Source organism: Frankia sp. CcI156 (assembly GCF_001983015.1).
Classification (GTDB): Bacteria; Actinomycetota; Actinomycetes; order Frankiales; family Frankiaceae; genus Frankia; species Frankia casuarinae.
Genome location: NZ_MOMD01000035.1, coordinates 13,549 through 39,817, shown reverse-complemented (window position 1 = coordinate 39,817; position 26,269 = coordinate 13,549). Strand labels below are relative to the sequence as shown.

General features: G+C 71.1%; 15 protein-coding genes. 12 read left to right on the top strand and 3 right to left on the bottom strand.

Annotated elements, in window-relative coordinates:
* Positions 1–81: 81 nt before the first annotated feature.
* The 11 genes from CcI156_RS14400 (at position 82) to CcI156_RS14350 (ending at position 17,559) form a co-directional block, all read left to right on the top strand.
* Complete coding sequence (locus CcI156_RS14400) at positions 82–657, top strand: TerD family protein (RefSeq protein ID WP_011438053.1); 576 nt, start codon at positions 82–84, stop codon at positions 655–657.
* A 438-nt stretch (positions 658–1,095) separates the two neighbouring features.
* The gene (locus CcI156_RS14395; RefSeq protein ID WP_076806219.1) at positions 1,096–2,268 is read left to right on the top strand and encodes a DUF475 domain-containing protein; all 1,173 of its coding nucleotides are present in this window, start codon (positions 1,096–1,098) and stop codon (positions 2,266–2,268) included.
* 164 nt (positions 2,269–2,432) lie between these two features.
* On the top strand, positions 2,433–3,110 hold the full coding sequence (locus CcI156_RS14390) for a tellurium resistance protein TerA (RefSeq protein ID WP_011438051.1): 678 nt from the start codon (positions 2,433–2,435) through the stop codon (positions 3,108–3,110).
* A 1,110-nt stretch (positions 3,111–4,220) separates the two neighbouring features.
* Positions 4,221–4,493: a hypothetical protein gene (locus CcI156_RS26975; protein WP_254665544.1), complete on the top strand. Its 273-nt coding sequence runs from the start codon at positions 4,221–4,223 to the stop codon at positions 4,491–4,493.
* Positions 4,494–4,533: 40 nt separating this feature from the next.
* On the top strand, positions 4,534–6,204 hold the full coding sequence (locus CcI156_RS14380) for an Hsp70 family protein (RefSeq protein ID WP_076806217.1): 1,671 nt from the start codon (positions 4,534–4,536) through the stop codon (positions 6,202–6,204).
* Between the two features lie 381 nt (positions 6,205–6,585).
* Positions 6,586–10,134 carry a hypothetical protein gene (locus tag CcI156_RS14375; RefSeq protein WP_076806229.1) on the top strand — a complete coding sequence of 1,183 codons (3,549 nt, stop codon included), beginning with the start codon at positions 6,586–6,588 and terminating at the stop codon, positions 10,132–10,134.
* A gap of 489 nt (positions 10,135–10,623) precedes the next feature.
* Complete coding sequence (locus CcI156_RS14370) at positions 10,624–12,393, top strand: glycoside hydrolase family 26 protein (protein ID WP_076806215.1); 1,770 nt, start codon at positions 10,624–10,626, stop codon at positions 12,391–12,393.
* 390 nt (positions 12,394–12,783) lie between these two features.
* Positions 12,784–13,992, top strand: a complete 1,209-nt coding sequence (locus CcI156_RS14365) for an HpcH/HpaI aldolase/citrate lyase family protein (protein ID WP_023841104.1) — start codon at positions 12,784–12,786, stop codon at positions 13,990–13,992.
* Positions 13,989–15,539 (top strand): phosphoribosyltransferase family protein, encoded by a 1,551-nt coding sequence (locus CcI156_RS14360; RefSeq protein ID WP_023841105.1) that lies wholly within the window; start codon positions 13,989–13,991, stop codon positions 15,537–15,539. The genes CcI156_RS14365 and CcI156_RS14360 overlap by 4 nt, the downstream gene beginning before the upstream one ends.
* Positions 15,540–15,544: 5 nt before the next feature.
* Positions 15,545–16,693 carry a cysteine protease StiP family protein gene (locus CcI156_RS14355; RefSeq protein WP_076806225.1) on the top strand — a complete coding sequence of 383 codons (1,149 nt, stop codon included), beginning with the start codon at positions 15,545–15,547 and terminating at the stop codon, positions 16,691–16,693.
* Positions 16,694–16,710: 17 nt separating this feature from the next.
* The gene (locus CcI156_RS14350; protein ID WP_076806227.1) at positions 16,711–17,559 is read left to right on the top strand and encodes a sucrose-6-phosphate hydrolase; all 849 of its coding nucleotides are present in this window, start codon (positions 16,711–16,713) and stop codon (positions 17,557–17,559) included.
* 27 nt (positions 17,560–17,586) lie between these two features.
* On the opposite strand, the gene CcI156_RS24925 is transcribed toward CcI156_RS14350, so the two are convergent.
* Positions 17,587–17,862 carry a hypothetical protein gene (locus CcI156_RS24925; RefSeq protein WP_023841106.1) on the bottom strand — a complete coding sequence of 92 codons (276 nt, stop codon included), beginning with the start codon at positions 17,860–17,862 and terminating at the stop codon, positions 17,587–17,589.
* A 1,066-nt stretch (positions 17,863–18,928) separates the two neighbouring features.
* On the opposite strand from CcI156_RS24925, the gene glgX reads away from it, so the two are divergent.
* Positions 18,929–21,433, top strand: coding sequence for a glycogen debranching protein GlgX (gene glgX, locus CcI156_RS14335; protein WP_371681809.1), 2,505 nt, complete (start codon positions 18,929–18,931; stop codon positions 21,431–21,433).
* Here the strand turns inward: glgX and glgP are convergent.
* Both glgP and acs read right to left on the bottom strand, forming a co-directional pair.
* On the bottom strand, positions 21,430–23,988 hold the full coding sequence (gene glgP / locus CcI156_RS14330; RefSeq protein ID WP_076806210.1) for an alpha-glucan family phosphorylase: 2,559 nt from the start codon (positions 23,986–23,988) through the stop codon (positions 21,430–21,432). The genes glgX and glgP overlap by 4 nt on opposite strands.
* A 133-nt stretch (positions 23,989–24,121) precedes the next feature.
* Positions 24,122–26,125, bottom strand: coding sequence for an acetate--CoA ligase (gene acs / locus CcI156_RS14325; RefSeq protein ID WP_076806208.1), 2,004 nt, complete (start codon positions 26,123–26,125; stop codon positions 24,122–24,124).
* Between the last annotated feature and the right edge of the window lie 144 nt (positions 26,126–26,269).

The window sequence follows — 26,269 nt, the reverse complement described above, 5'->3', positions numbered from 1 at the left end:
AACATCTGAACGGCAGCAACATCTGAACGGCAGCAACATCTGAACGGCAGCCCTTTCGAACAACGCACAGCAGGAGGAGCAGTGGGAGTCAGCCTCAGCAAGGGCGGCAACGTGTCGCTGACCAAGGAGGCGCCCGGACTCACCAACATCCTGGTCGGRCTCGGCTGGGACGTTCGGAGCACAACCGGCGCGGACTTCGACCTGGACGCGAGCGCCATCGCGTGCCGGGCCGACGGCAAGGTCGTGTCGGACGGGCACTTCGTCTTCTTCAACAACCTCAAGAGCCCCGACGGTGCGATCGAGCACCAGGGCGACAACCTGACCGGCGAGGGTGAGGGCGACGACGAGGCCATCACGGTGAACCTCACATCCCTGCCGGCGGAGATTGACAAGATCGTCTTCCCGGTTTCGATCTATGACGCGGACTCGCGGCAGCAGAACTTCGGCCAGGTCCGCAACGCCTTCATCCGGATCGTCAACGGCGCCGGCGGCAGCGAGATCGCCCGCTATGACCTCACCGAGGACGCCTCCACCGAGACGGCCATGGTGTTCGGCGAGGTCTACCGGCACGGCGCGGACTGGAAGTTCCGAGCCGTCGGACAGGGCTACGCCTCGGGTCTGGCCGGGATCGCGCGCGACTTCGGCGTCAACGTCTGAACCCCGGATACGTCTGAACCCCGGATGCGCAGTCGGGCTCGGTCAGGCGACCGGGTCCGACCGGGTCACTGGGTCTGACCGGGTCACTGGGTCTGACCGGGTCACTGGGTCTGACCGGGTCACTGGGTCCGACCGGGTCCGACCGGGTCACTGGGTCCGACCGCGCCGGCCGGCGCGGTAATGACCAGATGCTATGGGTCCGGTCGTGTGTGGGTGACATGTACAGGTAGAGCGATACACATCGGGTGTAGCACTTTTGTCAGGTCGTGCCCACCAGACGAGCAGTTACGATGCCGACGACCGCCGCACCGGGCCAGCAGGCCGCGGGACGACGCGGTCTCCGGCGATGCTTGAGCGATGCGGGATCCGACGGACCGCGGATCCGCCCGCGCGGCGCGGCCGGGGTCTGGCGACCGGTCCGGGAGGGTGTTGGTAGGCGTGCACGCCTTGCGAATCTTCGGATGGTCCTTGGCGATCACCGTTATCGGGGTGGCCGCGGCGGGGGTGATCGGTGGCCCCAGGAACGCGGCGCTCGTCGCGATCCTCGCGGTGCTCGAGATCAGTTTGTCCTTCGACAACGCCGTCATCAACGCGACGATCCTCGGCCGGATGAGCCAGTTCTGGCAGAGGATCTTCCTGACGCTCGGCATCCTGATCGCGGTGTTTGGCATGCGTCTGATCTTCCCGATCGCCATCGTGGCGCTGACCGCGCATCTCGGTCCGCTCGAGGTCTTCGACCTGGCGCTGAACGACGGTGCCCGGTACGCGGAGAAACTGGGTRACGCGCATCCGGCCATCGCCGCGTTCGGCGGGATCTTCCTGTTCATGCTGTTCCTGGACTTCCTGTTCGACCCCGAACGGGAGATCCAGTGGATCAAGAAGCTGGAGGAGCCGCTGCGCAGGGCGGGCCAGCTCGATGTGGTTCCGATCGTGCTTGGGCTCATCGCCCTGCTGGTGGTCGGCCAGGCCTTCGCCGGCGACCACCAGCAGCAGGTGCTGCTCTCCGGGGTGGCGGGGCTCGCGACCTATCTGGGCGTGCGGGGACTCGGCGAGTTCTTCGAGGCCCGCGGTGTGGGCGCCGAGGACGATGACGACGATTCCGTCGCCGAGTCGGCAGGCTTGGCCCCGGTCCGGTCGAACGGTACCGGCGGCCCRCCGAAGTTGGTGCTCGCCACCGGCAAGGCCGCCGCGTTCCTCTTCCTCTACCTCGAGGTCATCGACGCGTCGTTCTCGTTCGACGGAGTCGTCGGCGCCTTCGCGATCTCCCAGAACATCTTCGTCATCGCGGCCGGTCTCGGGATCGGCGCGATGTACATCCGGTCCCTGACCGTCTACCTGGTCCGGCGGGGCACTCTCGGCGAGTACATCTACCTCGAGCACGGTGCCCACTATGCGATCGGGGCGCTGGCCATCATCCTGGCCATCTCGATCGAGACCGAGGTTCCGGAGATCGTCACCGGTCTCATCGGGGTGGCCTTCATCGGTCTGTCGCTGCTGTCCTCCATCCGCCACCGGTCCGCCGAGCGCGGTTTGGCGGGTGCCGGGTCCGTCCCGGGCGAGGACGAGGGCGGCCCGGGGCAGCCACGAGAGGCCGTCGGCGCCCCGATGTAGCGGCCGTGCGCCGGGCGGCGACAGCCGGCCGGCGCACCGGGCCTGGGTGGCCGGTCTGGAGAGCGCCGCCGCGGATGTGACATCGTCGGGTACTGGCGTCCGATCCTGCCAGGCGATGATCACCTGATCATGGATGACACCCAGCTACCGCGAGGGAGCGGATCATGGGCATCGACTACAGCAAACGTCCCGCCACACCGGCGGCCGGTTCCGGCCCGGTCTCGCTGAGCAAGGTGACACTGACGAAATCCGCGCCGACCGTCTCGCTGAGCAAGCAGGGTGGTGGCGGGCGGCTGCACGTGAACCTCAACTGGAACCAGCAGCCGGGCGGCGGCCAGCAGAAGGGCGGCTTCCTCAAGCGGGTGCTGGGCGCCGCGGGCGGCGGCATTGATCTCGACCTCGCCGCGTTGTTCGAGCTCTCCGACGGCCGTGCGGGTGTGGTCCAGGCCTTGGGTGATGCGTTCGGCTCCTTCACGGATCCCCCCTTCATCAACCTCGACGCGGACGACCGCACGGGCGCCGCGGTCGGTGGCGAGAACCTGTACGTGAACCTCGCCGCCATCTCCCAGATCCGCCGCATCCTCGTGTTCGCCTTCATCTACGAGGGGGTGGCCTCGTTCGACCAGGCCGACGCGGTGGTCACCCTGACTCCGGCGCAGGGTGCCCCGATCGAGGTCCGGCTGGACGAGCAGGCCGGTGGCGCCCGGATGTGCGCCATCGCCCTGCTGACCAACACCGGCAACGACTTCAAGGTCAGCCGGGAGGTCCGCTACGTCAGCGGTCACCGCGAGCTCGACGAGGCCTACGGCTGGGGCCTGAACTGGACTGCCGGCCGCAAGTGACGCCGGTAGTCCGCGATGAGCCATCCGGTCCCGCCGCCCGTCGGCGAGGAGGATCGATACTCGATGTTCCAGCCACGTCGCGAGCCCTCGCCCGAGCAGGCGCGCGCCGACCGTGCGAGCTGCGACCAGCGGGCCCACCCCGGGCACCGATCTCATCCTGATCGTGACCCGGCTTCCGGGCGAGGCCGGGAGCGGCCCGGACGATACTCCGCCGATGATCGCGGCGGGCCGGTGACCGGCGCCGATCCGGGCCAGGCCGACCCGGCGTACGCCGGTCCTTCGCGGGCGGCCGGCTGGGAACAGGGCCGGAGAGGGCAGGTTCCGGTGGACGCCCATCCGCCGAGAGAGGACCGGTTCCCGGGACGGAACGCCCCGGCATGGTCCCCCTCGCAGCCAAGCCACGGCGGGTCGAGTRGCTACGGGGACCATGCCGGATCGGGGTATGGGGCGCGGGAGGAGCACCGCTCCGTCGCGGGCTCTCGGGGCGCGCCCGCGTACGAGGCGACCGATCCGCGCGAGGCCGATGACCTGCCGGAGGCTGAGTGGCGCGAGACCGGTCCCGAGGCCGGGGACCGCGGGGCGGGTGGCCCTGAGGACATCCGGCCTGATGAGGTCCGGCCTGATGAGRTCCGGCCTGATGAGGTCYGGCCTGATGAGGTCTGGCCTGATGAGGTCCGGCCCGACGAGGTCCGGCCCGACGAGCCGGAGTCGGCCGTGGCATCCGAGCGCGCCGAGCACGCCGGACCGGCGACGCCGACACGGTCTCCGACGGGCCCGGATCAACGGGATGCGGAGCGCGGCCCGGTCGACCATGGCGGCACCGCGGCTCAGGATGATCAGGTTCCTCAGGACGGTTCGGCGGATCAGGACTGCCCCGTGGACCGTCCGGGCCCTGACGGCGGCGGGACGGATCTGGTGGGTTCGATCGGTGCTGTCCAGGCGGTGGCGCTGGAACGCCTCGCGAGYCGCGTTGACGAACTGGCCCGGCTACGGCGTCACGATACCCAACTCGTGGACCGATTGCATGCCGAGAATGCCCGGCTACGTAGTGGTGAGCTTACCGAAGCCATGGCCCCCCTTCTGCGGGGGTTGATTCGACTTCATGATCAAATGGGTAGCCTGGGGGCCGACGATCCGCAGAGTGTCGCCGGCATCCTGCGTAAGCAGCTGCTCCAGGTGCTCGATGTCGCTGTGGACGTCCGCCCGTACACGGCGGTGCCGGGCGGGACCTTCGACCCGGCGCGGCACCTGGGGGTGCGTCGGGTGCCGACGGACGACCCGGGACGGGACGGGACGATCGCTCGTACCGTTCGTCCKGGTTTCGTCCGCGGCGAGACCACGGTCGTCCGACCGGCGGAGACCGAGGTCTACCGATCGCGCTGAGCCGCGGAGGTACGAGGCTTGTGAAGGGAAGAATTAGACGGTGGCARGCACCAAGGTGTTCGGGATCGACCTGGGCACGACCTACTCCTGCATTGCCCAGGTCGACGAGTACGGCCGACCGGAAGTGATCCGCAACATCGAGTCCCAGCCGACGACGCCTTCGGTCGTCCTGTTCGACACTGGGGCGGAGGGCCCAACCTCTTTCGTGGTGGGAACCCAGGCCAAGCGCCAGGCTCGCATCCGTCCCGACGACGTCGCCCGGCTGGTCAAGCGGCACATGGGCGCGTCGGACTGGCGGTTCGTGGCGCATGACGAGGAGTACAGCGCCGCCGCGGTGTCGAGCCTGGTGCTCAAGGCGCTCGCCGCGGATGCCGAACGCGCGACCAGTGTCCCGGTCACCGATGTAGTGATCACCGTGCCCGCGTACTTCGGTGACGAGGAGCGCAAGGCGACGAAGCTGGCCGGCGAGCTCGCCGGCCTCAACGTGGTCGACATCATCAACGAGCCGACCGCCGCCGCCTTCGCCTACGGATTCGGCCAGGACGGGGCCGAGGAGTCGACCGTGCTGGTCTACGACCTCGGCGGTGGCACGTTCGACACCACGGTCATCAGGCTGAGCGAGGGCGCGATCACCGTGGTCGCCACGGATGGCGACCACGAGCTGGGCGGTGCGGACTGGGACAACGAACTCGTCCGCTACCTGGCGCAGAAGTTCACCGAGGCGCAGCCCGACGCGGGCGACCCGCTCGACGACGTCTACGACGAGCAGGAGCTGCTGGCCGCGGCCGAGGACGCGAAGCTGGCGTTGTCCGGCCGGGACAGCGTCGACGTGCTGGTCGTGCACAACGGCAGGCGCACAAGCGTGCCGGTGACCCGGACCGTCTTCGAGGAGATCACCGGCCCGCTGCTGCGGCGCACCATCGACCTGACCGGCTCGGTGCTGGCGCGAGCCCGGGAGAAGGGTGTCGAGAAGATCGACTTGTGCCTGCTGGTGGGGGGCATGAGCAAGACACCGGCGGTGGCCCGCCGGCTGCAGGAGTCCTTCGGGCTCACCTCTCGGCTTGCCGATCCCGATCTCGCCGTCGCCAAGGGCGCCGCGGTGTACGGGCAGAAGAAGGCACTGGAGCGCGAGGTCCACGCGGACCTGGTCGCCAGCGGGCATCTACGTCCCGACCAGGAACTCGCCGCAGCCGACGCCGTGGACGTGGAGAAGGCGGCCGCAGCCAGCGCCGAGGAGGCGGGACTCTCGACCGCCTCCGTGGTCGATCTCGTCCGCACGAAAGTGACGAACGTCACGTCACGTGGCTTCGGGATCTTCGCCGAGGACCGGGGCACACCGGTCGCGGCCTTCCTCGCCCACCAGAACGACCCGCTGCCTATCGCCGTCACCCGGACCTTCTACACCGTCGTCGACGATCAGGCCGAGGTGGACATCCGGGTCTTCGAGCAGGGCACCACCGCCGAGTCCACGGCGATCGACGACAACAAGGTGATCGTCGCCGGCTCCATCAGCGGGATTCCGCCTGGCCACCCGTTGGGCACCCCCGTTGAGGTGACCTTCACGATGGGCGGGGACCAGACGATCCAGGTCACCGCCTCGCACGAGGGCGCGGYCACCCCCTTGGTGCTCGAGGTGCGCGCCGGGGTCGGCTCGGAGGAGATGCGGGCCGTCGAGTCGGCGAAGGTCAGCCTGCTCAAGCAGCGGGACTGAGACCCCGCGGCGGATCGGACCCCGCGGCGGATCGGACCTCGCCGTGGATCGATGCCGGTGCCGGGCCATTCGGCCTCCCCCACGAGTGTTCCCGCACGAGTGTTCCGGCCCGCGGCGGCCGACGCCGGAGTGGATAGGGTTCAGCCTGACCAGGCACCGCGTCCGGTGGAGCGCCCTACAGGCCTCGCGGGGACGTGGGTGCGCGCAGTGCGTGCGGGCGGCGCCAACCTGGCGTCCGCGGCCCGCGCCGAGGCGCGGCTTCGTACTCTCAGGTGTGGAGTGGTCGACGGCCGCTCCACGATCGGCGCCTGACGACGGGCCGCCGGCCGGTTCCCGGCGGGCACGGTGGGCACGGTGGGCACGTGGGACGAAGGTGGATCGGTGAGCGCGGCGTTCGACGGCAGCGGCTATCGCCAGCGGGTGCTGGCGCCGCTGCGGGCCCGCGCCTCCCTGGACACCGCCGACCCGTTCCTCCTCGCGGGTCTCGATCCGACGGTGGCGTACACCGACTCCGACGTCGGGGCGCACCTGGTGCGGGTGCTCGCCTTCCTGCAGCGGGAACGCAACTCGGCGAAGTACGCGACCCTCGCCGCCGAGCTTGTCCGTCGGCGGGCGGAATGGGAGGAGCCGCTGCGGGACGCGGACTCCCGGGAACGGGTCCGCGCCCGGGTGCTGGCAGCCCGGCGTAGCGGTGACGCCGAGCGTCTCGCCAAGGTCGACGGCTATCTCGCCACCGTCCGGGAGCGTTTCGGCGGCATCCCGGCATCCCGGGTGGACGGCCTGCGCCGCCTCGCCGTCGCCGCGGGGGTGACGGTCGAGGAGTTCGACGCCCGCCTGAGCCGGGAGCAGATCATCATCGACGCCGTCGGCGGGGGCGTCGAACCGCTGCCGGCCGAGGTCCGCCGGCAGATCTCCGAACGGCTCGGCGAGCTGCGCGCCCTGCGCGGCGGGGACCGGGTCTCGACGGCGTCGCTGTGGGCCTTCCTGGGGCTGGYCCCGGACGCCTCACCGGAGCGGCTGCGGGCCGCGTACGCCGCGATGGTGGCGGGCAACCACCACCGTCCCCATGACCGGGAGAAGACGGTCACCGCGGACCTGCTCGCCCTCGTCTCCGCCCGGTTGATCGAGGGCGACCCCGCCGCGTACACCGTTGGGCTGATGGCGGACGCCGTGGACGAGCTGCGGCCCGCGGTCGAGGAACACGTCGTGCTCGACGGCGAGCTCACCGCGGTCGCCTTCGAGGGTCTCGTCCGGGCGGCGCTCGCGACCGGGCGCGGACTGACCGCGGCTCAGGCGAAGTCCGTCGTCCTGGAGGCGGCTCGGGAGCTCGGCGCCGCGGTGAACGTCGGCGGGGTCGTCGACTACGTGGTATGCCCGGGATGCGGCCGGCCGGAGGCGGCCGGGTCCGTGCGGCACTGCCGGTACTGCGACACCGACCTCTACACCACCTGCCCGTCCTGCGGATCGATGACCGAGGCGGCGGCGGTCGTCTGCCGGCACTGCGGGCACAGCCTGCGCCAGGCCAGGGAGGCGGCCGATGCGCTCGTCGCGGTGCGTCGCGCCCTGGAGGGCGGTCATCCCCGCCAGGCCGGCGAGATCCTCACGACCGCCCATCCGGTGCTGGCCGCCGTCGGTGGACCGGTCGCCGGGACGGCGGAGGAACTGGGAGCCCGGGTCTCCGCCGCGCTGGGCGCCGCGGACGCCGGTTGGCGGGCACTCACCGAGGCCCGCGCGGCGTGCCGGGCGGATGCGGCGCTTGCCGATGCCCGGTGGCTCGCGGCACAGGCCGCCGACGTCCCCGGCCCCGACGGCCGGAAACCGGCCGAGGTGCTGGCCGAGCTCATTGCCGCCCAGGCGGTGATCCGCCGGCGGGTCGAGGCGGCGCGCGCGCTACCACCCGAGGACCAGGAGGCCGCCCTCGCCGCGGTCCTCGCGACGGCGGCGGACAACCGGGAGGCGCTCGCGGCGATGGCGGCTCTGCCGCTCTCCCCGCCGTCCGACCTGACCGCGGTGCCGGGCCCCGACGGTTCGGTGCAGCTGTGGTGGCGCGCTTCGCCCTCGGTCGGGGGCCCGGTCTCCTACCGGGTGGAACGCGTCGTGCCCGTGGAAGCTGGCGACGGCCAGGGGGTGGCCCCGGGGCGGAGCAGCCTCGGTACCACCCGCTCGACGGAGCTGTGCGATGCCGGCGCTCCCGCCTGGACTCCGGTGCGATACGAGGTGACTGCCCTCTGCGGTGAGCGCCGTTCCACGCCGGTGGAGACCGCCCCGCTCGTCTTCACCCGGGACATCACCGACCTGCGGGCCGAGCGCACCGCCGCCGGGATCCGCCTGGACTGGAGCCTCGGCGGGGCGCTGGCCGCCGTGACAGTGGAGCGGACGGTGGCACCGCCCGCCGCGGTCAGCCAGCCGCCCCGGCGGGCGCGGGGCACCGGCGGCCTCTTCCACGACACCGATGTCGTCGTCGGCGTGACCTATCGTTACCACGTCTTCGTCGAGTACCAGGACGCGCGGGGACACCCGGCCCGGACCCCCGGAGCCGAGGTGACGCTGGAGGTGGCCGCCCGCCCGCGGCCCGTCCATGACCTCACGGCGGCCACCGCCGCCGGGCGGACCACGTTGCGCTGGACGCCGCCGCCCGGCTGGGAGGTGCGGATCTACGCGACCCCGGTGCCGCAGCCGCCGGCCGTCCCCGCCGCCATCACCCACGTGACCAGCACCGCTCACGCGACCAGCACCGGCCCGTGGCCCTACCCGGGGTCGGGGCCCCTGCCGATGATCGGCATCGGGCCGGAAGGCTGCGACGTGTCGCTCGCCGCCATCCCCGATTCGTCACGTCTTGTGGGGCTGAGCCGTTCCGGGCAGGTCAGCGAGGTGGCACAGGTCGGCGAGGTCATCTACACGCCGCTGACGGTCCATGGCGGGACGGCCGTCGTCGGCCGGGCCGTGTGTCACCTCGCCATCGAACCCGTGCGGGATCTGCGCGCCGACGATCGAGGCGACTCGATCGTGCTGTCCTTCCAGCTGCCACCGGGGGTCACCGAGGCGCGGGTGCTCTGGCGCCGTGACCAACCGCCGACCGGACCGGATGATCCCTACGCCGCGAGCGCCAAGGTCACCAATACCAGTCTGGAGATCAAGGGCGGCTGGCATCTCGCCGCGCCGCGGGACGGGTGGGCTTACCACGTGGCCTGCTACCCGGTGTACCGGTCGGGGGGCGTGGCCCGGGTGGTCGCGGCCGGCGTCTCGGTGCTGGYGCGCCCCGCGACGCGTCCTGATCCACCCCCGATGCCGGCGGCGTCCGGGAGCAGCCCGGGAGGCTCGGCTGGCGTGGTCTCGGCTGGCGTGGTCTCGGGCCGGCCGGTGGTTGGTACCGTCGCCGACCCGATCACGATGCAGCCGCCGGGTGGGCCGACCCAGCCCCGCACCGGGGGCTATCCGTTGCCTGCGGCGACGGGTGCTGTGCCGTTGCCCGCGGCGACGGGCACCTACCCGCAGCCCCTGGCCACCGGCCCCCTCCGCCCGGTGCCGGAGCACGCGTCGGAGGCGCAGACGAACCCGCCGTCGGGCCCGACGGCGGGTTCGTCCACCGGCCCCACGCCGCCGCAGGCTCCGGCCGTCCAGCCGACCGTCACCTACACCGTGAGCAGGTCCGGCTGGCGGCGGCGCACCCTACGGGTACAGGTGCACACCACCGGTCCGGCCGGAGATCTGATTCTGTTCGCGCGGCCGGGAACCGTACCGCCGCGGGCTGCCGCGGAGGCCCACGAGCTGTCTCGGCTCGCCGCTGTGGACCAGGCCGGCACCCGGACCATCGACGTCACCCTGGACGGCGCCCAGCTGCCCTGGGGAGTCCGGCTGTTGCCTGCGCTGGTGCACCCGACTGGATGGACCATCACCCAACCACCGGACGACGCACTGGTCATTCGATGATCCGGAGCGATCCCAGGTGGATGTGCTCTCCGTGGTCCGCTTCGGCTCATTTCTTCTTGTTCTTCCGTTGATTTATGGCGGTTACCTCGGGTTTTGTGGCACCAGATCTACAACATATGCGCTACTACGGAAAGTATTCATGAGGGTGCTGTTCCTTGGCTGGGATGCGCCGTTTACGATTGGCCTCATCACTCCTAGTCCCAGTACCGCCCAGGTGTGTATCGGTTACCTGGGTGGAGCACCTGTCGAATCGTTCCGGCTGCGAGGTCGGAGACGGTTGGGTTCACGGACGGGCACCTGACGGTGCCCGGTCGACTCGCCTGGTGAGGCACGGGTCGAGTCCGGTGGAGCGCTGAGCGGTTGCCGTGCGAGCGGTCCGCTCGGAGGGGACGCCCCATCGTGGGTCGTGGTCCGGCCATGCTCCGCCGTCGCGCGCCGGGTGATCCGACGGGAGCATGTCACGCCAACACCGAAAGGCAGCGCGCGAGCATGGCCTCGATCATCCGCGGCCGACCCGCCCCTCCGGTCGGCCAGCCGATTCCCTCAGCCCATCGACGACCCCRCAGCGGCCGGATCCACACCCAGCGCCGGGTCCGGACCGGAGCCCGGATCGGCCTGATAGCCGTGTTCGTGGTGGGTCTCCTCCAGGCGGTCACCCCGCTGGCCCGCGCCGCGGGAAAGTCACCGTCGCCGACTCCGGCCGTGTCGCCATCCGCGACGAGCGGATCCAGCCGGGCGGGGGGCGACGCGGGCAGTGGCCGCGCGCAGGGCGTTCCACTCACCACGCTGAGCCCGCAGGCGCGCAGCCGGATCACCCTCGTCCTTTTCGACCAGGACATCGTGYTCGTCGGTGGCCGCAGTTTTACCGCGGGTGATGATGTCACCGTCGTGGCGGAGACGGCCAAGCTGGGCGGCAGCGCGCTCACCCGGGCGGACGCCGACGGCCGTTTCATCCTCGGCTTCCGGGTGCCGGCGGACTTCGCGGGAACCGTCAACGTCAAGGCCACCCAGGGCACGGMCACGGCGACCGACGCTCTTGATGTGACCGGACCGGAGGCGGCCGCCCGGGCGTTCCAGGCCGCTCCGGCTCTTCCCGATGAACCGGTGGTGAAGACGGCGCCCTCGACATCGCCGTCTCCCAGGCAGCAGGACACGTCCGCGGGCACCTCGCCGAGCCCGGCCGTCTCGCCCGCGCCGTCCCCGTCCGCCGCCGGTTCGGCGTCCGCGTCGCCGTCCCCCGCGCCGTCCGCGAGCGCCAGCTCGACCGCCCCCACCAGGAGAACCGCAACGCCGACCGCAACGCCGACCGCGACCCCGTCCGGGTCGAGACCGACCCCCGGTACGGGATCGACGGGCACCGGCGCCGGTGGGACGAGGTCGGGCCTGCCGTGGCTGTCGGGGTTCCAGTCGCATCAGCTCGCGCAGCTCGTCGAGTTCGGTGACTGGCGCGGCCGGCCGAACGACATCGTCCACGTCTACACGAGCCGCGACCAGGGTTGGGGCGGGCTGGTGGAGCCGGCCTGGCCGGTGGATCTCTTCAAGGGTTTCCAGGGCAAGCTGCTGATCAGCCAGCCGACATTCCCCAAGGGCCAGGGCGACAACGCCGCCTGTGCCCGAGGCGAGTACGACTCCGAATGGAAGAAGCTCGGCAGCTTCCTCGTGGCGCACGGCCGGGCGGACTCCATCATCYGGATCGGCTGGGAGTTCAACGGAACGTTCATGTACTGGCATACGGACGCCGACCCGACGGTGTTCCGGGACTGTTTCCGGAAAATCGCGACCGCCATCCGGTCCACCGACTCCGAAGTCAAGATCGACTGGACCTTCAACGCGCACGCCTCCCCGGTACCCAGCGGCAACAGTCCCTGGGGCGCCTACCCCGGCGACGAGTACGTGGACTATGTCGGCATCGACGCCTACGACCACTTCCCCCCGTCGAAGGACGAGGCGACGTGGAACAAGCAGTGCGAGGACGTCAACGGCCTGTGCTACGTGATCAGGTTCGCCCGGGAACACGGGAAGAAGGTCGGCGTCGGGGAATGGGGGGTGGCCTCCTGCAGCGGTGACGGCGGTGGCGACAATCCCTTCTACATCCAGAAGATGTTCGACACCTTCAAGGCGGCCAGCGACGTGATGGGATACGACGCCTACTTCAGCGACCCCACTCCCGGAAACGTCTGCTCGACCATCACGAACGGCGGTCAGAACCCGAAGGCGGCCGCCATGTACAAGAAGCTCTTCGGATCCGGCGCCAGTTAGTCGCATTAGTGGGGGTCGATCGAGGGTCGGCCGGGAGTGGTGGGCCGCGGGCGACACAGCCTTCCGCGGCCCACCACCCGTTCCCGGGTCATCCGTTCCCGGACCACCCGTTCCCGATCAGGCCGGCGGGCGCCGCCCGCTGCCGCCCGCTGCCGGCTGGTGGCTGGCCGCTCGCGGACGCTGCGCCGCAGATCGGCGCCCCGTAGATGGCGCCGAGATGGCCGCCGTGTGTCGGCTGGCTGTCAGTTCCCGCGGGCTGTCGTCGGATGCCTTTCGCCAGGTACCGTCACCGAGAGGCAACGTTTCACGATCTTGCCGGCTTCGGTCGGCGCGCACCGTTTCGGGATGCTCGTCGAACGACGCCCCTGCCTTCGACGAGGAGAACGCTGCTTGCGCCACTTCGCCTTTCTAGGCCCCGAGACGGTTGACGCGCTGTTCCTCCGGCCGCCGGAGGACATCACCGTGAATGATGATCGTCATCTGCTGGCCACCGCGCTCGGCGCGACCCTCTACGCCCCGGGGACGCGCCCCCGGTTGGCATCGGACGTGTGCAGACAGACCGCGGCGGGGGTGACCTCGATGGTTCTCTGTCTGGAGGACTCCATCGCCGACACCGAGGTGGCCGCAGCCGAGGCCAACGTCGTCGCCGCGTTGCGCGCGCTCGCGGCGGAGCCCCCCTGGGCCGCGGGCGCGATGCCGCTGCTGTTCGTCCGGGTCCGCGCGGTCGGGCAGATCCCGGATCTTGTCGACCGGCTCGGGCCGGCCGGAGTCGGGTGTCTCGCCGGGTTCGTGCTGCCCAAGTTCGCCGAGGAGGGTGGCGAGGCGGCGATGGAGGCGGTGCTGCGGGCCTCCGAGACGGTTGGTCGTCCGCTGTGGACTATGCCGGTGCTGGAGAGCCCGCAGGTCATCAACCGGGAGACCCGGGTGGAGGCGTTGTCGGCGGTCCGGCGGCTGGTCGACAAGCACGCCGACCAGGTGCTGGCGATCCGGCTCGGTGCGACGGACCTGTGCGGGCTGTTCGGGCTGCGCCGTGACCGCGACCTGACGATCTACGACATCGCCGTCGTCCGGGACTGCATCGCCGACATCGTGAACATCTGCGCGCGGGGCGGTGACCACGTCGTGACCGGACCGGTGTGGGAGTACTTCGCCCAGCCGGAACGGCTCTTCGTCAGCTCGCTGCGGGTGACCCCGTTCGCGCAGGCGGACCGCGTCGACGGCGGGGAGGAAGCGATCCGGATGCGCAGCGAACTGGTCTCCGCGGACCTCGACCGGCTGATCCGGGAGGTTGTTCTGGACAAGGCCAACGGCCTGATCGGCAAGACGGTGATCCACCCCAGCCACGTGCCCGCCGTGCACGCGCTGCACGTCGTCACCCAGGAGGAGTACACCGATGCCGAGACCGTCCTTGACGGGGATGCCGGCGGGGTACGGCCGAGCAGCTACGCGAACAAGATGAACGAGCTGCGTCCGCACCGGGCCTGGGCCGAGGTGGTGATCCGCCGGGCGCGCGCGTTCGGTGTCCTGCGCGAGGGCGACACCTTCGTCGAGGTGCTGGCGGCGACGCACGGTCGTTTCGACCAGTGGAATGCCCGATGACGGCGACGGCGGGGACGGACGCCCCCACCGGCGCGCCCATCCCTCACCCGCCCGCGCCCGCGCCCGCCCGCGGCCCAGCGGCCGCCCCCGCGGGGATGTGGCTGTGGACCGAGCTGGGCCTTGATGTCCAGGTCACCGCGGACGTGGCGGGCCAGGGGTTGCACGCCCTGGTGGGACTCGCCCTGCGCCGCAACCCACGCCGGGCGCACCTGTTGGTCAGCCGGGTGCTCGGCAAGCATCTGCCGGTGGCACCGGCCGAGGCGCTCGCGGCCGGGGCCGGGGTTGCCGCGCTGGTCCGGGCACTGCCCGGCTTCGAGGAGGCCGGAAAGCGGGTTGCGGACCCGCGGGTTGCGGACCCGCCGGTGCAGGGTTCGTCGGCCGAGCAGCCCGGGGGCCCGCGGACCGGCCCGATCGTGATCGGTTACTGCGAGACCGCGACGGCCTTGGGGCACGCGGTCGCCGACGGTCTCCCGGCGAGCCACTACCTGCACACCACCCGGCGGCCGCTGCCCGGTGTCACGCCGATCCTCGAGTTCGTGGAGTCCCATTCCCACGCGACCCACCACTGGCTGATGCCCGAGGACCGCGAGATCCTGCGGTGCGGCGCGCCGATCGTGCTCGTCGACGACGAGCTGTCGACCGGGCGTACCGCCCTCGGCACGATCCGGATCCTGCAGGCCCACGCCCCGCGCGAGCACTACGTGGTTGCCACGCTGCTCGACGCCCGTCCGCCCGCGGCCCGGGCCGCGTTCGCCGATCTCGCCGGCGAGCTCGGGGTCCGGCTGGATGTCGTCGCCCCGCTCACGGCCACCGTCACCGTGCCGGCCGAGATCGCGGACCGGGCCGCGCGGATCCGCGCCCGGTTCGCCGGGGGCGCGGGCGGTCGGGACGCGGCGCGGGCGACGGGGGCGCTGGTGGCCCACCCGGTCCGCCGGCTGGTGGCCGACTGGCCGTCCGACCTGCCTGACGGTGGCCGTCATCGCTGGTCGCCGACCGACCGCCACCGCCTCGACGAGGTCGTGCCGCCGGTCGCCGCGACGGTACTGGCCGCGCTGACCCGGCCCGCGGGTCGCACGCTCGTGCTCGGGACGGAGGAACTGATGTACACGCCGATGCGGATAGCGGACGCGCTGGCCCGGACGAGTCCGGGTGAGATCCGCTACCAGTCCACGACGCGTTCGCCGGTCCACCCCGTCGACGTCGACGGCTACGCCATCCGCGCCGCCCTCACCTTTCCCGCGCCGGACGACCCGGGCCGGGCCAGCCACGTCTACAACGTCCGGCCCGGGATGTACGACGACATCGTGGTGGTCGTCGACTCTGTCCGGGTCGTCGACTCTGTCCCGGACGTCGCCCCGGGGGCGGACCGGAGCTCTCCCCGTGCGGATACCGGCCTCCACGGCATGCTTACTCAGCTACGCCGATGCGCTCCGGTCACGGTGCTGACACTGCCCTCCTACCAGCCCTCCTACCGGCCGTCCCCTCGACCGACCGGTGCGCCGCCCGCCGCCGGACCGCTCACCGGTGCGCCCGGGGATGCCCGGTGAGCGGGATCGGCGCGGTGGATCCCGCGCTCACCGGCACCGTCGGCTCGGGTTCATACGATCCGGCGGACGTGACCTTCCTGCTGACCGACCTCAGCGCGGTCGCCCTGGAGCGGCCCACCGAGGACCGTGAGGAGGCCATGCAGGCCGGCCGGCACTACTCCGAGGACCTGCCGGTCGAGTACCAACCCGACGCCGGTTACCTGGAGCTCTACCACCGGGCGCTGGACCGGTCGGCCCGCCGGGTCGCGCTCGCCACCGGCCTCGTGGCGGAGCTCGTACGGGTCACCAAGCCCGAGCCGGTCCTGGCCTCGATCGCCCGGGCCGGTACCCCGGTGGGGATCCTGATGCGGCGCTGGTACGGCTGGCGCCACGGGCTCGACACCCCGCACTACGCGATCTCGGTGATCAAGGATCGCGGCGTGGACCTGAACGCGATCCGCTACCTCACCTCCCGGCACKACCGGAAGGTGATCCAGTTCGTCGACGGCTGGACCGGCAAGGGGGTGATGACCCGGGTGCTGACCGACGCGGTGGCCCGGCTCGGGCTGGAMGACACCCTCGCCGTGCTGGCCGACCCGGCTCGGTGCGTGCCGCTCTACGGGACCCGCGACGACTTCCTCATCCCGAGCGCCTGCTTGAACTCGACGGTGAGCGGGCTGGTCAGCCGGACCGTCCTCAACGCCGAGCACATCGGTCCTGATGACTTCCACGGTGCGAAGTACTACGCCGAACTCGCGGCGCACGATCTGTCCCGGCACTTCGTCGAGACGGTGGCGGCCCACTTCCCCGAGGTGGCCGACGAGGTCGCCGAGACCTGGCCGCGGCTGTGGGCCGCCGACCGCAGTCCGACCTGGGCGGGCTGGGCGGCGGTGGAGCGCATCGCGGCCGCGTTCGACATCCCCGACGTGGTCATGGTGAAGCCGGGGGTGGGGGAGACGACCCGGGTCCTGCTGCGCCGGGTGCCCTGGCGCATCCTCGTCGCCCCCGACCGGCTCGACGAGCTGACGCACGTGCTGGCCCTGGCCGCCGACCGCGACGTCGAGGTCCAGGAGCTGGCGGACCTGCCATTCTCCTGTGTGGGGCTGGTCCGCCCGGTCGGCGCGGCACCGGTCTTCCACACCCCGAACGCGCGCTGGCGCCCGGACGTCCTGTGACGGCCGACTCGTCCCCCGTGACGGCCGGTCCGTCCGCCGCGTCCGGGCCGCGTCATCTGCTGGCCTGCGACCTGGACAAGACGCTGATCTTTTCCCGGCACTCGCTGCTGCTGGCCGACGACCGGCCCGCACCGGAGCTCGTCGAGGTCGAACGCCTCGACGGAGCGCCGATCTCGTTCGCGACGGCGCGGTCGCTGGCCCTGCTCGCCGAGTTGCACGACCTCGCCGTCCTCGTCCCGGTCACCACCCGCACCCTCGCCCAGTACGCGCGGGTCGAGCTCGGGGTCCGGCCGCGCTACGCGATCGCGGCCAACGGCGGGCACCTGCTGGTCGACGGGGTTCCCGATCCGGCCTGGGCGGCGGACGTGGCTGCCGAGGCCGCCGCCGCCTGCGCCCCCCTGGCGGAGATGGTGGCGCTCGCCGAGCGGTCCGCCGCCGGCGGCTGGGCCCGGCTCGTGCGGGTCGCCGACGGGTTGTTCGTCTACCTCGTCGCCCACGACCGCGCTGGCATTCCCGACCTGACCGGGGAGGCCGAGACGGCGCGGGCCGCGGGCTGGGCGATGTCGGTGCAGGGGCGGAAGGTGTACTTCGTCCCATCGGTCCTGACCAAGCAGCGCGCGGTGGTCGAGGTCGCCCGCCGTGCCGGTACCGCCCGGCTGCTGGCCGCGGGGGACTCTGTGCTCGACGTCCCGATGCTCGCGGCGGCCGACCACGCCATCCGTCCGGCCCACGGTGAGCTGCACGAGCTGGGCTGGTCGGGCCCGAATGTCACCGTCACCRCCGCGGCCGGGGTGCTCGCGGGCGAACAGGTGCTGGCGGCGTTCGTCGCGCGGGTCCGGGCCGAGATCGCCGCCGGGAGTCGCTGAACCTCCTCGCGCGACTTCCGGGCCCGGTCAGACCGGGCCTTGGCGGCGCTCCTCCGGCGTGCCCGGCGGCGGCAGCGGATCGGAACCGGGGCCCATCCCAGGCGTCCAGACGTCCCGGTAGTGGGGGCAGCGGTCAGGGACCGCCTGGAGGTTGAGATTCGGGAGGCCGTCCCGGTCCCGATTGCCCTTCCGGGCGTTCGCGCGGGCCTGTGCCTGGGCGCGCCGGCACTTCGGACACTCCAGAATGATCACGTCTGGCCCCTCGGGGGTGTTGTCCTGGGCTGACGGCTCATCACGGCTCATCACTCACCTTTTCTGCTTCCCGGTGCCGTCGCAGCTGGTGCACTTGTCCTTACCTTGACCGTCGAACATGCCGTCCGCGTCGAGTTCAGCGGTCGGGCGGCCGGCCCGCCCGGAGCCGCCGCACGTCGGGCAGGTGAGTGGGCCTTGGTTGACCATGTCGTCCGGGTCGGCGGTGTTTTTTGTCCCGCCGCGCTTCGTCCCGGAACGCCCGGTGCTTGATCCGCCGGACGTGTTACCCCGTTTATCCCGGTGCTTAGGTCTTTGCACCACGCCGCCTCCTGTTGCTCTCCGTCTCCCATCGATCCCTACCCGCATCAACGGTAGCGGCGGAACACCCACGTCGGTACCAGGACCGCCGGAACTGTAACCGTGCGTCCGGCGTAGCACACCAGGCTCGGGAAGGTCAGACGGCGGCGTTATCCGCAACGTGCGGGGGTGCGGTGCTGAGAGCTCGGCGCAACTTGACTACCTCGGCAGGCGCGCCCGGCCCGGACGGAAGTGCCACAGATAGCCGACGCACCCTGCCGACGACCGATGCGGATGGCCACGCCGCGTTCGCGTCGAGCGCGGCGAGTCCTCCCGCTGCCGCTGCCGCCGGATCGTCTACTTGGGCGTGCGCCCCCGCGAACAGGGCATTCGCGCGAGCCTGGTGAGAGAGAGTCGGTAGGCCCGACAGGGCTTCGGTGACGCGAGGCTGAACTTCGGAGGAATCGCCAAGTTCAGCCAGGGCCATAGCCGCCCAGATCAGTTCCTCGCTCTCCTCCCAGGCCGCGGCGGCGGGATAGGGCGGCAGGGTTGTCCGGCTCGTTTGCATCACCGTCAGGGCTGACCGGGCTTCACGTCAGGGCTGACCGGGCTTCATCTGCCTGGTTGAGTGCGACGTGGGCCACAGCCTTGTACGCGGCCAGTCGAGGCCGGACGTAGGGGGGGTCCACGCCACCCCTGCGCCCTAGCAGCCGTCCCCGTCCGCGCAGCCGTCCCCCTTCTTTTGACGTCATCCCCGGCCTGTTCCACGGCCACCGTGTTTCCCGTGCTCCGGAGAAGGGGATCGGTTAGCGTCGCCAAGGTGTCCGACACCGTGAAGACCACCGTCTCACCGGACATAGCGGCATCCCCGGGCGTACCGGCGCCGACCGCCTCCGGGCTCGCGCCGGGGTGCGCGGTGCCACTGGGCGTGACCTGGGACGGGTCCGGGGTGAACATCGCCGTCGTCGCCCCCGGGGCCGAGGCGGTCGACTTCTGCCTGTTCGATGCCGACGGCCGCGAGACACGCCATCGACTTCCGGAGCGTGACGGCGGGGTGTGGCACGGCTATCTGGCTGGCGTCCGCCCCGGTCAGCGTTACGGCCTGCGGGCACACGKTCCCTATGACCCGGAGCGGGGCCAGCGGTACAACCCGGCGAAGCTGCTGGTCGACCCCTACACCCGATCGGTAGCCGGGACGCTGCGCACGGACCCGGCGATCTACGGGTTCGGTGGCGGCGACCCCTACGGCTTCGAACCGGACCCGCGGGACTCCGCACCTTTCGTGCCCCGCTGCGTCGTGACCGGGCCCGGGCGGGCGCAGCGGGGCTCCGCCGGGACCAGGGAGTCCGGATTCGGGGACCCCGGGATCGGGGACCCCGGATCCGGGAGTGGCGGTTTGACGGGTCACGGCGTACACCCGGCGGACAACCGGCCCACCATCCCCTGGTCGGACACGATCATCTACGAGGCGCACGTACGCGGGCTCACGAAACGTCACCCGGACCTGCCGCCACGGTTACGCGGGACATACGCCGGGCTCGGCCACCCGAGCGTCCTGGCGCACCTGCGCCGGCTCGGCGTCACCGCGATCGAACTGCTGCCGGTGCACACCTCGGTCTCCGAACCGGCCCTGCTCGAGCGCGGAAAAATCAACTACTGGGCTTACAACACCCTGGCCTTCTTCGCCCCTCATGCCGGGTACGCGGCCACTGACGATCCGATCGGCGAATTCCAGGCGATGGTCGCAGCCCTGCACGCCGTCGGCATTGAGGTGATACTCGACGTCGTCTACAACCACAGCGCCGAGGGCAGCGAGCGGGGCCCGACGCTGTCCCTGCGTGGCCTGGACAACACGACCTATTACCGGGTAGAGCCGATGGATCCCCGGCGCTACCGTGACGTGACCGGCTGCGGCAACACCCTCAACACGTCCTCACCRCACGTCGTGCGGCTGATCTGCGACTCGCTGCGGTACTGGGTGACGGAGATGGGCGTCGACGGGTTCCGGTTCGATCTCGCCACCGCGCTCGCCCGCAATCCCGACGCCTTCGACCCCGCGGCAAGCCTGCTGACCGCCATCCACGCCGACCCGATCCTCGCCACGGTGAAGCTGATCGCCGAGCCGTGGGACGTCGGCTGGGGCGGATACCAGGTGGGGGGGTTCCCGGCACCCTGGGCGGAGTGGAACGGGCGGTTCCGTGACACCGTGCGCGACGTGTGGAACAGGTACACCAGCGGCGTCGCCGATCTGGGCTATCGGGTGTCCGGCTCGTCGGACCTGTTCGAGCACGGCGGCCGACGCCCCTGGGCATCGATCAACTTCGTCACCGCCCACGACGGCTTTCCCCTGGCCGATCTGGTCTCCTACAACGAGAAGCACAACGAGGACAACGGCGAGGGCAACCGGGACGGCGAGGCGGACAACCGCTCGGCGAACCACGGGATGGAGGGTGCGACCGACGACCCGGCGATCCTGGCCATCCGCCGCCGGGTGCGCCGGGGACTGATCACGACGCTGCTGCTGTCCACGGGCGTCCCGATGCTGCTCGCCGGCGACGAGTTCGGTCGCTCGCAGGGCGGCAACAACAACGCCTACTGCCAGGACAACGCGGTGTCCTGGCTCGACTGGCCGACCGACCTCGTGGGACCGGAGGACGTCACCGGACCGGAAGGCGTCACCGGACCGGAAGGCGTCACCGGACCGGAGGACGTCACCGGACCGGAAGGCGTCACCGGACCGGAGGACGTCGCGGAGCCGGACCACGCCTACCCCGACCCGGCCGGCCCCGACCCGGCGCTGTGTCGGCTGGTGGGCGGGTTGGCGGCACTGCGTTCCGCCGAACCCGTGCTGCGCCGCGGGCGGTTCTTCCACGGCGGCCAGTCGGCACCCRGGCGACTCGCGGACATCACCTGGTTCCGTGCGGACGGGGCGGTGATGTCGGTGGCGGACTGGAACGCCCCGCAGGTCGAGACGCTCGTGGCCCATGTCGCCGGCAGCCCCGTCGCCGGCAGCCCCGTCGATGAGGATCCTGCCGGCGGGCGGGGAACGCACGATCTACCGGCCCACGGCGCTGGCCTGGTGTACGTGTTCCACCCGGATCGCGGCGACACCGTCGTCACCCTGCCCGGTGCTCCCTGGGCGGCCCGCCACGACCTGCTGCTCAATACCGCCGACGACGATCTTGCCGGATTCCCGGCGACCGTCGCGGTACCGGGAACCAGCTACGTCGGCGGCGAGTCCCTGACCGTGCTGGGCCACAGCGTGCTCGTCCTACGAGCCCATCCCCCCGGCACGGCGGCTTCCCCGCGGTGTGGGGACCCCTAAGGATTGGTGACCAGGCCCAGTTCGGCGATGCTCGCGGTGAGTGCGTGCCGGGGCAGCACCCGCACCGTGTAACCGAAGGGTCCGGTGCGCCCGAGCGGGATGGTGCCCTCGTAGCGGTAACCGCCCTCCCCTTCGCCAACCGGCTGCAGGAACAGCGTCGAAGGATCCAGGATCCGGTCGGTCTGGTCGATCCGGCCGTAGGAGGCGAGGACGTCGATGTCCCCGAGTGCCAGCTCACCGAGGTCGACCGTGGCCCGCACCACCAGCGACTGGCCCACCTGAGGGGTGTCACCGAGACCAGCGGAGTCGACGTTGAGCACGCGGACCCCGGGCCACGCGGCATGCACCCGGCTCTTCCAGGCGGCCAGGTCCCGGGCTCCGGCGAAGCCGTTGGCGGCGGCGGCCCGGGCCGAGACACCGGCCGGCACGTAGTAGCGCTCGACGTACTCCTGGACCATGCGGCTRGCCAGGACCTGAGGACCGAGGGCCGACAGGGTGTGCTTGACCATCGCGGCCCAGCGCCGCGGGATGCCGTCGCCGGGCTCCGAGTCGTAGAAGCGGGGGGCGACAGTGTTCTCCAACAGGTCGTACAGGGCGGCGGACTCGATGTCGTCGCGCCGGTCGGGGTCCTCGACCCCGTCCGCGGTCGGGATCGCCCAGCCGTTCTGGCCGTCGAACATCTCGTCCCACCAGCCGTCCCGGATGGACAGGTTCAGGCAGCCGTTCAGCGCGGCCTTCATCCCCGACGTGCCGCACGCCTCCAGCGGACGCAGCGGGTTGTTCAGCCAAACGTCCGATCCGGAGTACAGGAAGCGCGCCATCCCGATGTCGTAGTCGGGGAGAAAGACGATGCGCGACCGCACGGCCGGGTCGTCGGAGAACTGGACAATCTGCTGGACGAGTTGCTTGCCGCCGTCGTCGGCGGGGTGCGCCTTGCCGGCGATGACCATCTGGATCGGCCGCTGCGGGTGCAGCAGCAGCCGGCGCAGCCGGTCACGGTCCCGCAGCATGAGGGTCAGCCGCTTGTAGGACGGCACACGCCGGGCGAAACCGATCGTGAGGATGTCCGGGTCGAAAACCGACTCCACCCACTCCAGCTCACCGGGTGCCGCGCCGCGCTCGAGCCAGGAGGCCCGCAGCCGGCGGCGGACCTCGGTGACGAGGCGCTCCCGCAGTTGCCGCCGGGCGGCCCACACGACCTCGTCGGGCAACGTGGAGATCTTCTCGAATCCGGCCGCGTCGTCGGAAAGCAGGCCCGGGTCGGGCTCGCGGTCAGCAAGCTCGATAATGGGCCGGGACACCCAGGTCGGGGCGTGCACCCCGTTGGTCACCGARYCGATCGGGACCTCGGCGGTGTCGAAGCCGGGCCACAGCCCCGCGAACATCTCCCGGCTGACGATGCCGTGCAGCTTGCTGACGCCGTTCGAACGCTGTGCGAGCCGTAGGCCCATGTGGGCCATGTTGAAGACGTTGGGGTCGGCCTCCACCCCGAGCTGCAGGATCCGCTCGACCGGCACGCCGGGCCAGCCGTTGTCCCCGCCGAAATGGYGGGCGACCAGGCTGCGAGGGAACCGGTCGATGCCGGCGGGGACAGGGGTGTGGGTGGTGAACAGTGTGCCGGCGCGGGCGGCCTGGAGCGCCTCGTCGAAGCTGAGCCCGTTCTCGACGAGTTCCCGGATCCGCTCCAGGCCGAGGAAGCCCGCGTGCCCCTCGTTGGTGTGGTACACCTCGGGCTCCGGAGTCCCGGTCACCGCGGCGTAGGCGCGCAGCGCGCGGACACCCCCGATGCCCAGCAGCATCTCCTGGAGCAGCCGGTGGTCGGTTCCGCCGCCGTAGAGCCGGTCGGTCACCCCCCGCTCGGCCRGCTGGTTGTCCTCGACGTCCGAGTCGAGCAGCAGCAGCGGGACCCGTCCGACCTGCGCCTTCCAGATCTGCGCGTGCAGCGTGCGACCCTCGGGCAGCCCGACGGCCACCTTCACCGGCATCCCCGCCGTATCGGTCAGCTGGGTCAGGGGGAGCCCGTGCGGATCRATGCCCGGGTACCGTTCCTGCTGCCAGCCGTCCCGGGACAGCGACTGCACGAAGTACCCGGCCCGGTAGAGCAGGCCGACGCCGATGATCGGCACGCCGAGGTCGCTCGCGGTCTTGAGATGGTCCCCGGCGAGGATGCCGAGGCCGCCGGAGTACTGCGGCAGCACCTCGGTGATACCGAACTCCGGGGAGAAGTAGGCGATCGCCGACGGGGCGCCCTCGGCCTTCCGCTGCTGATACCACAGATCGGCCGTCAGGTACTCCTGGAGGTCGTCCGCGACGTCGGTGAGTCGGCGCACGAACCGGCGGTYGGCGGCCAGCGCGAGCAGCCGGTTATGATCCACCTCGCCGAGCAGGCGGACCGGGTCTCCCTTCGTCGCCCGCCAGAGCTCCGGATCAACAGACTCGAACAGGTCCAGCGTCTCGGGATGCCAGGACCAGCGAAGATTCAGGACTAGTTCCCCCAGTGGAGCAAGCTGCCCGGGGAGCTGCGCACGGACGGTGAACCGTCGGAGGGCTCTCACGAAGACGTGAGCCTAGACAGTGCCGGCGACGTCGACACACCCGGGTGCGGCCAGCTGGTCCCGGCCGGGAAACAACTGTCATGTCGACCCGATGACAGCCAGAATTGTCCGGAATCGGGGACCGGAACCGCCCTTACTCGTTGTCTCGGGCGGTGCCCACCTTGGCCGTGAGCGCGGCCATCACCGCGGGGTCGCGCAAGGTCGTGACGTCGCCGAGTTCCCGGCCTTCGGCAATGTCACGCAGCAACCGGCGCATGATCTTGCCGGACCGGGTCTTCGGCAGGTCGTCGGCCCAGATGATCCGCCGCGGCCGGGCGAGCTTGCCGATCCGCCTGGCCACGTGCTCGCGCAGCTCGGCCTCGGTGGCCTCGTCGCCCGAGCGGTCACCGGCGAGCGTCACGAACGCGACGATCGCCTGGCCGGTCTGCTCGTCGTACTGTGCGACCACCGCCGCCTCGGCGACGGCCTCATGGGCGACGATCGCCGACTCCACCTCCGCGGTGGACAGCCGGTGCCCGGACACGTTGATGACGTCGTCGATCCGCCCGATGATCCAGAAGTAGCCGTCGGCGTCGAGGCGTGYGGCGTCGCCGACGACGTAGGTTGACGGGCCGAAGCGGGAGAAGTACGTCTTGACGAATCGCTCGTCGTCCTTGTAAAGGGTGCGCAGCATGGACGGCCACGGCTTGGTGATCACCAGGATTCCGGTGCCCTCAGTGACCGGCTCGCCGTCCTCCGAGAGCAGCGCCGGGCTGATACCGGGCAGCGGCAGGGTCGCCGAACCCGGTTTGGTCGACGTGACGCCGGCCAGCGGCGAGATGAGCGCGGAGCCGGTCTCGGTCTGCCACCACGYGTCGACGATCGGGCAGCGACCACCGCCGATGACCACGTGGTACCACAACCACGCCTTCGGGTTGATCGGTTCCCCGACCGTGCCGAGTACCCRCAGCGAGGACAGGTCGTGCCGACCGGGATACCGCGCGCCCCACTTGATGCACGTACGGATCGCCGTCGGCGCCRTGTAGAACACGGTGACCTTGTACTCCTCGATGAGCCGCCACCAGATGTCGTAGTCGGGGTAGTCCGGCGCCCCCTCGTACATCACGCTGGTCACGCCGTTCGATAGCGGGCCGTAGACGATGTAGGAGTGCCCAGTGATCCAGCCGACGTCCGCGGAACACCAGTAGACGTCGGTGTCCGGGTCGATGTCGAAGACCGCCCGGTGAGTGTAGGTGGCGCCGAGCAGGTAACCCGCGGTCGTGTGCAGGATCCYCTTCGGCTTCGCGGTCGACCCGGAGCTGTAGAGGATGAACAGGGGATGCTCCGCGGACAGCGGTTCCGGCGGGCAGTCGGGCGCCGCCGTGGCCAGCAGCTCGTGGTACCAGACGTCCCGGCCCGCGGTCATCGGCGCCCCGGTACCGCCCGGCCCGGACACGACCACAATGTGCCCCAGCGCCGGGAGGTCACCGAGCTCCGCGTCGACGGCGGCCTTCACCGGCGCCGTCCGTCCCTTGCGCCGCGCGCCGTCCACGGTGATCAGCACCTTGGCGTCGGAGACCTCCATCCGCTCCCGGACCGCGGACGGCGCGAAACCGCCGAAGACCACGTTGTGGACCGCGCCGATCCGGGCGCAGGCCAGCATCGCGACGGCCACCTCGGGAATCATCGGCAGGAAGATCCCGACCACGTCGCCGGCGCGCACGCCGAGCGAACGCAGCCCGTTCGCCAGCCGCTGGGTGTCGGCGAGCAGGTCCGCATAGGTGACGGTGCGCCGCTCCCCCTCCTCCCCGTGCCAGTGGAAGGCCACCCGCTCGCCGCGCCCGGCCGCCACGTGCCGGTCCAGGCAGTTCTCCGACAGGTTCAGCATCCCGTCCGCGAACCAGGTGTAGAAGGGCGGGTTCGAGTCGTCGAGTACCTGCGTGAACGGCGTGTGCCAGGTCAGCAGCTCCTCGGCCTTGCGAGCCCAGAACGCGTTCGGGTCCGCCTCGGCGGCGGCCCGGTCGGCGTCCATCGGCAGGCRCCGGGTGAAGGCCGCCGATGGGTCGAAACGCTCCACCGACAGCAGACTCTCCAGGGTCGCCTCGAGATCGGCGACGTTCTCGAGACCGGTCGAGACGCTGACACCTGTGTCGGTCACGGCTCCTCCTGGGTCGGCTCGGGACGAACAGCACGGTCACACGCTGCCCCCCCGGTCTACCACGAAGGCCCGTCAACTCTCAGGAGTTGCGCGGCAGGTTCCGGCGGTCGGCAGGTTCCGGGCGTGAGAGGGGACCGGCCGGCG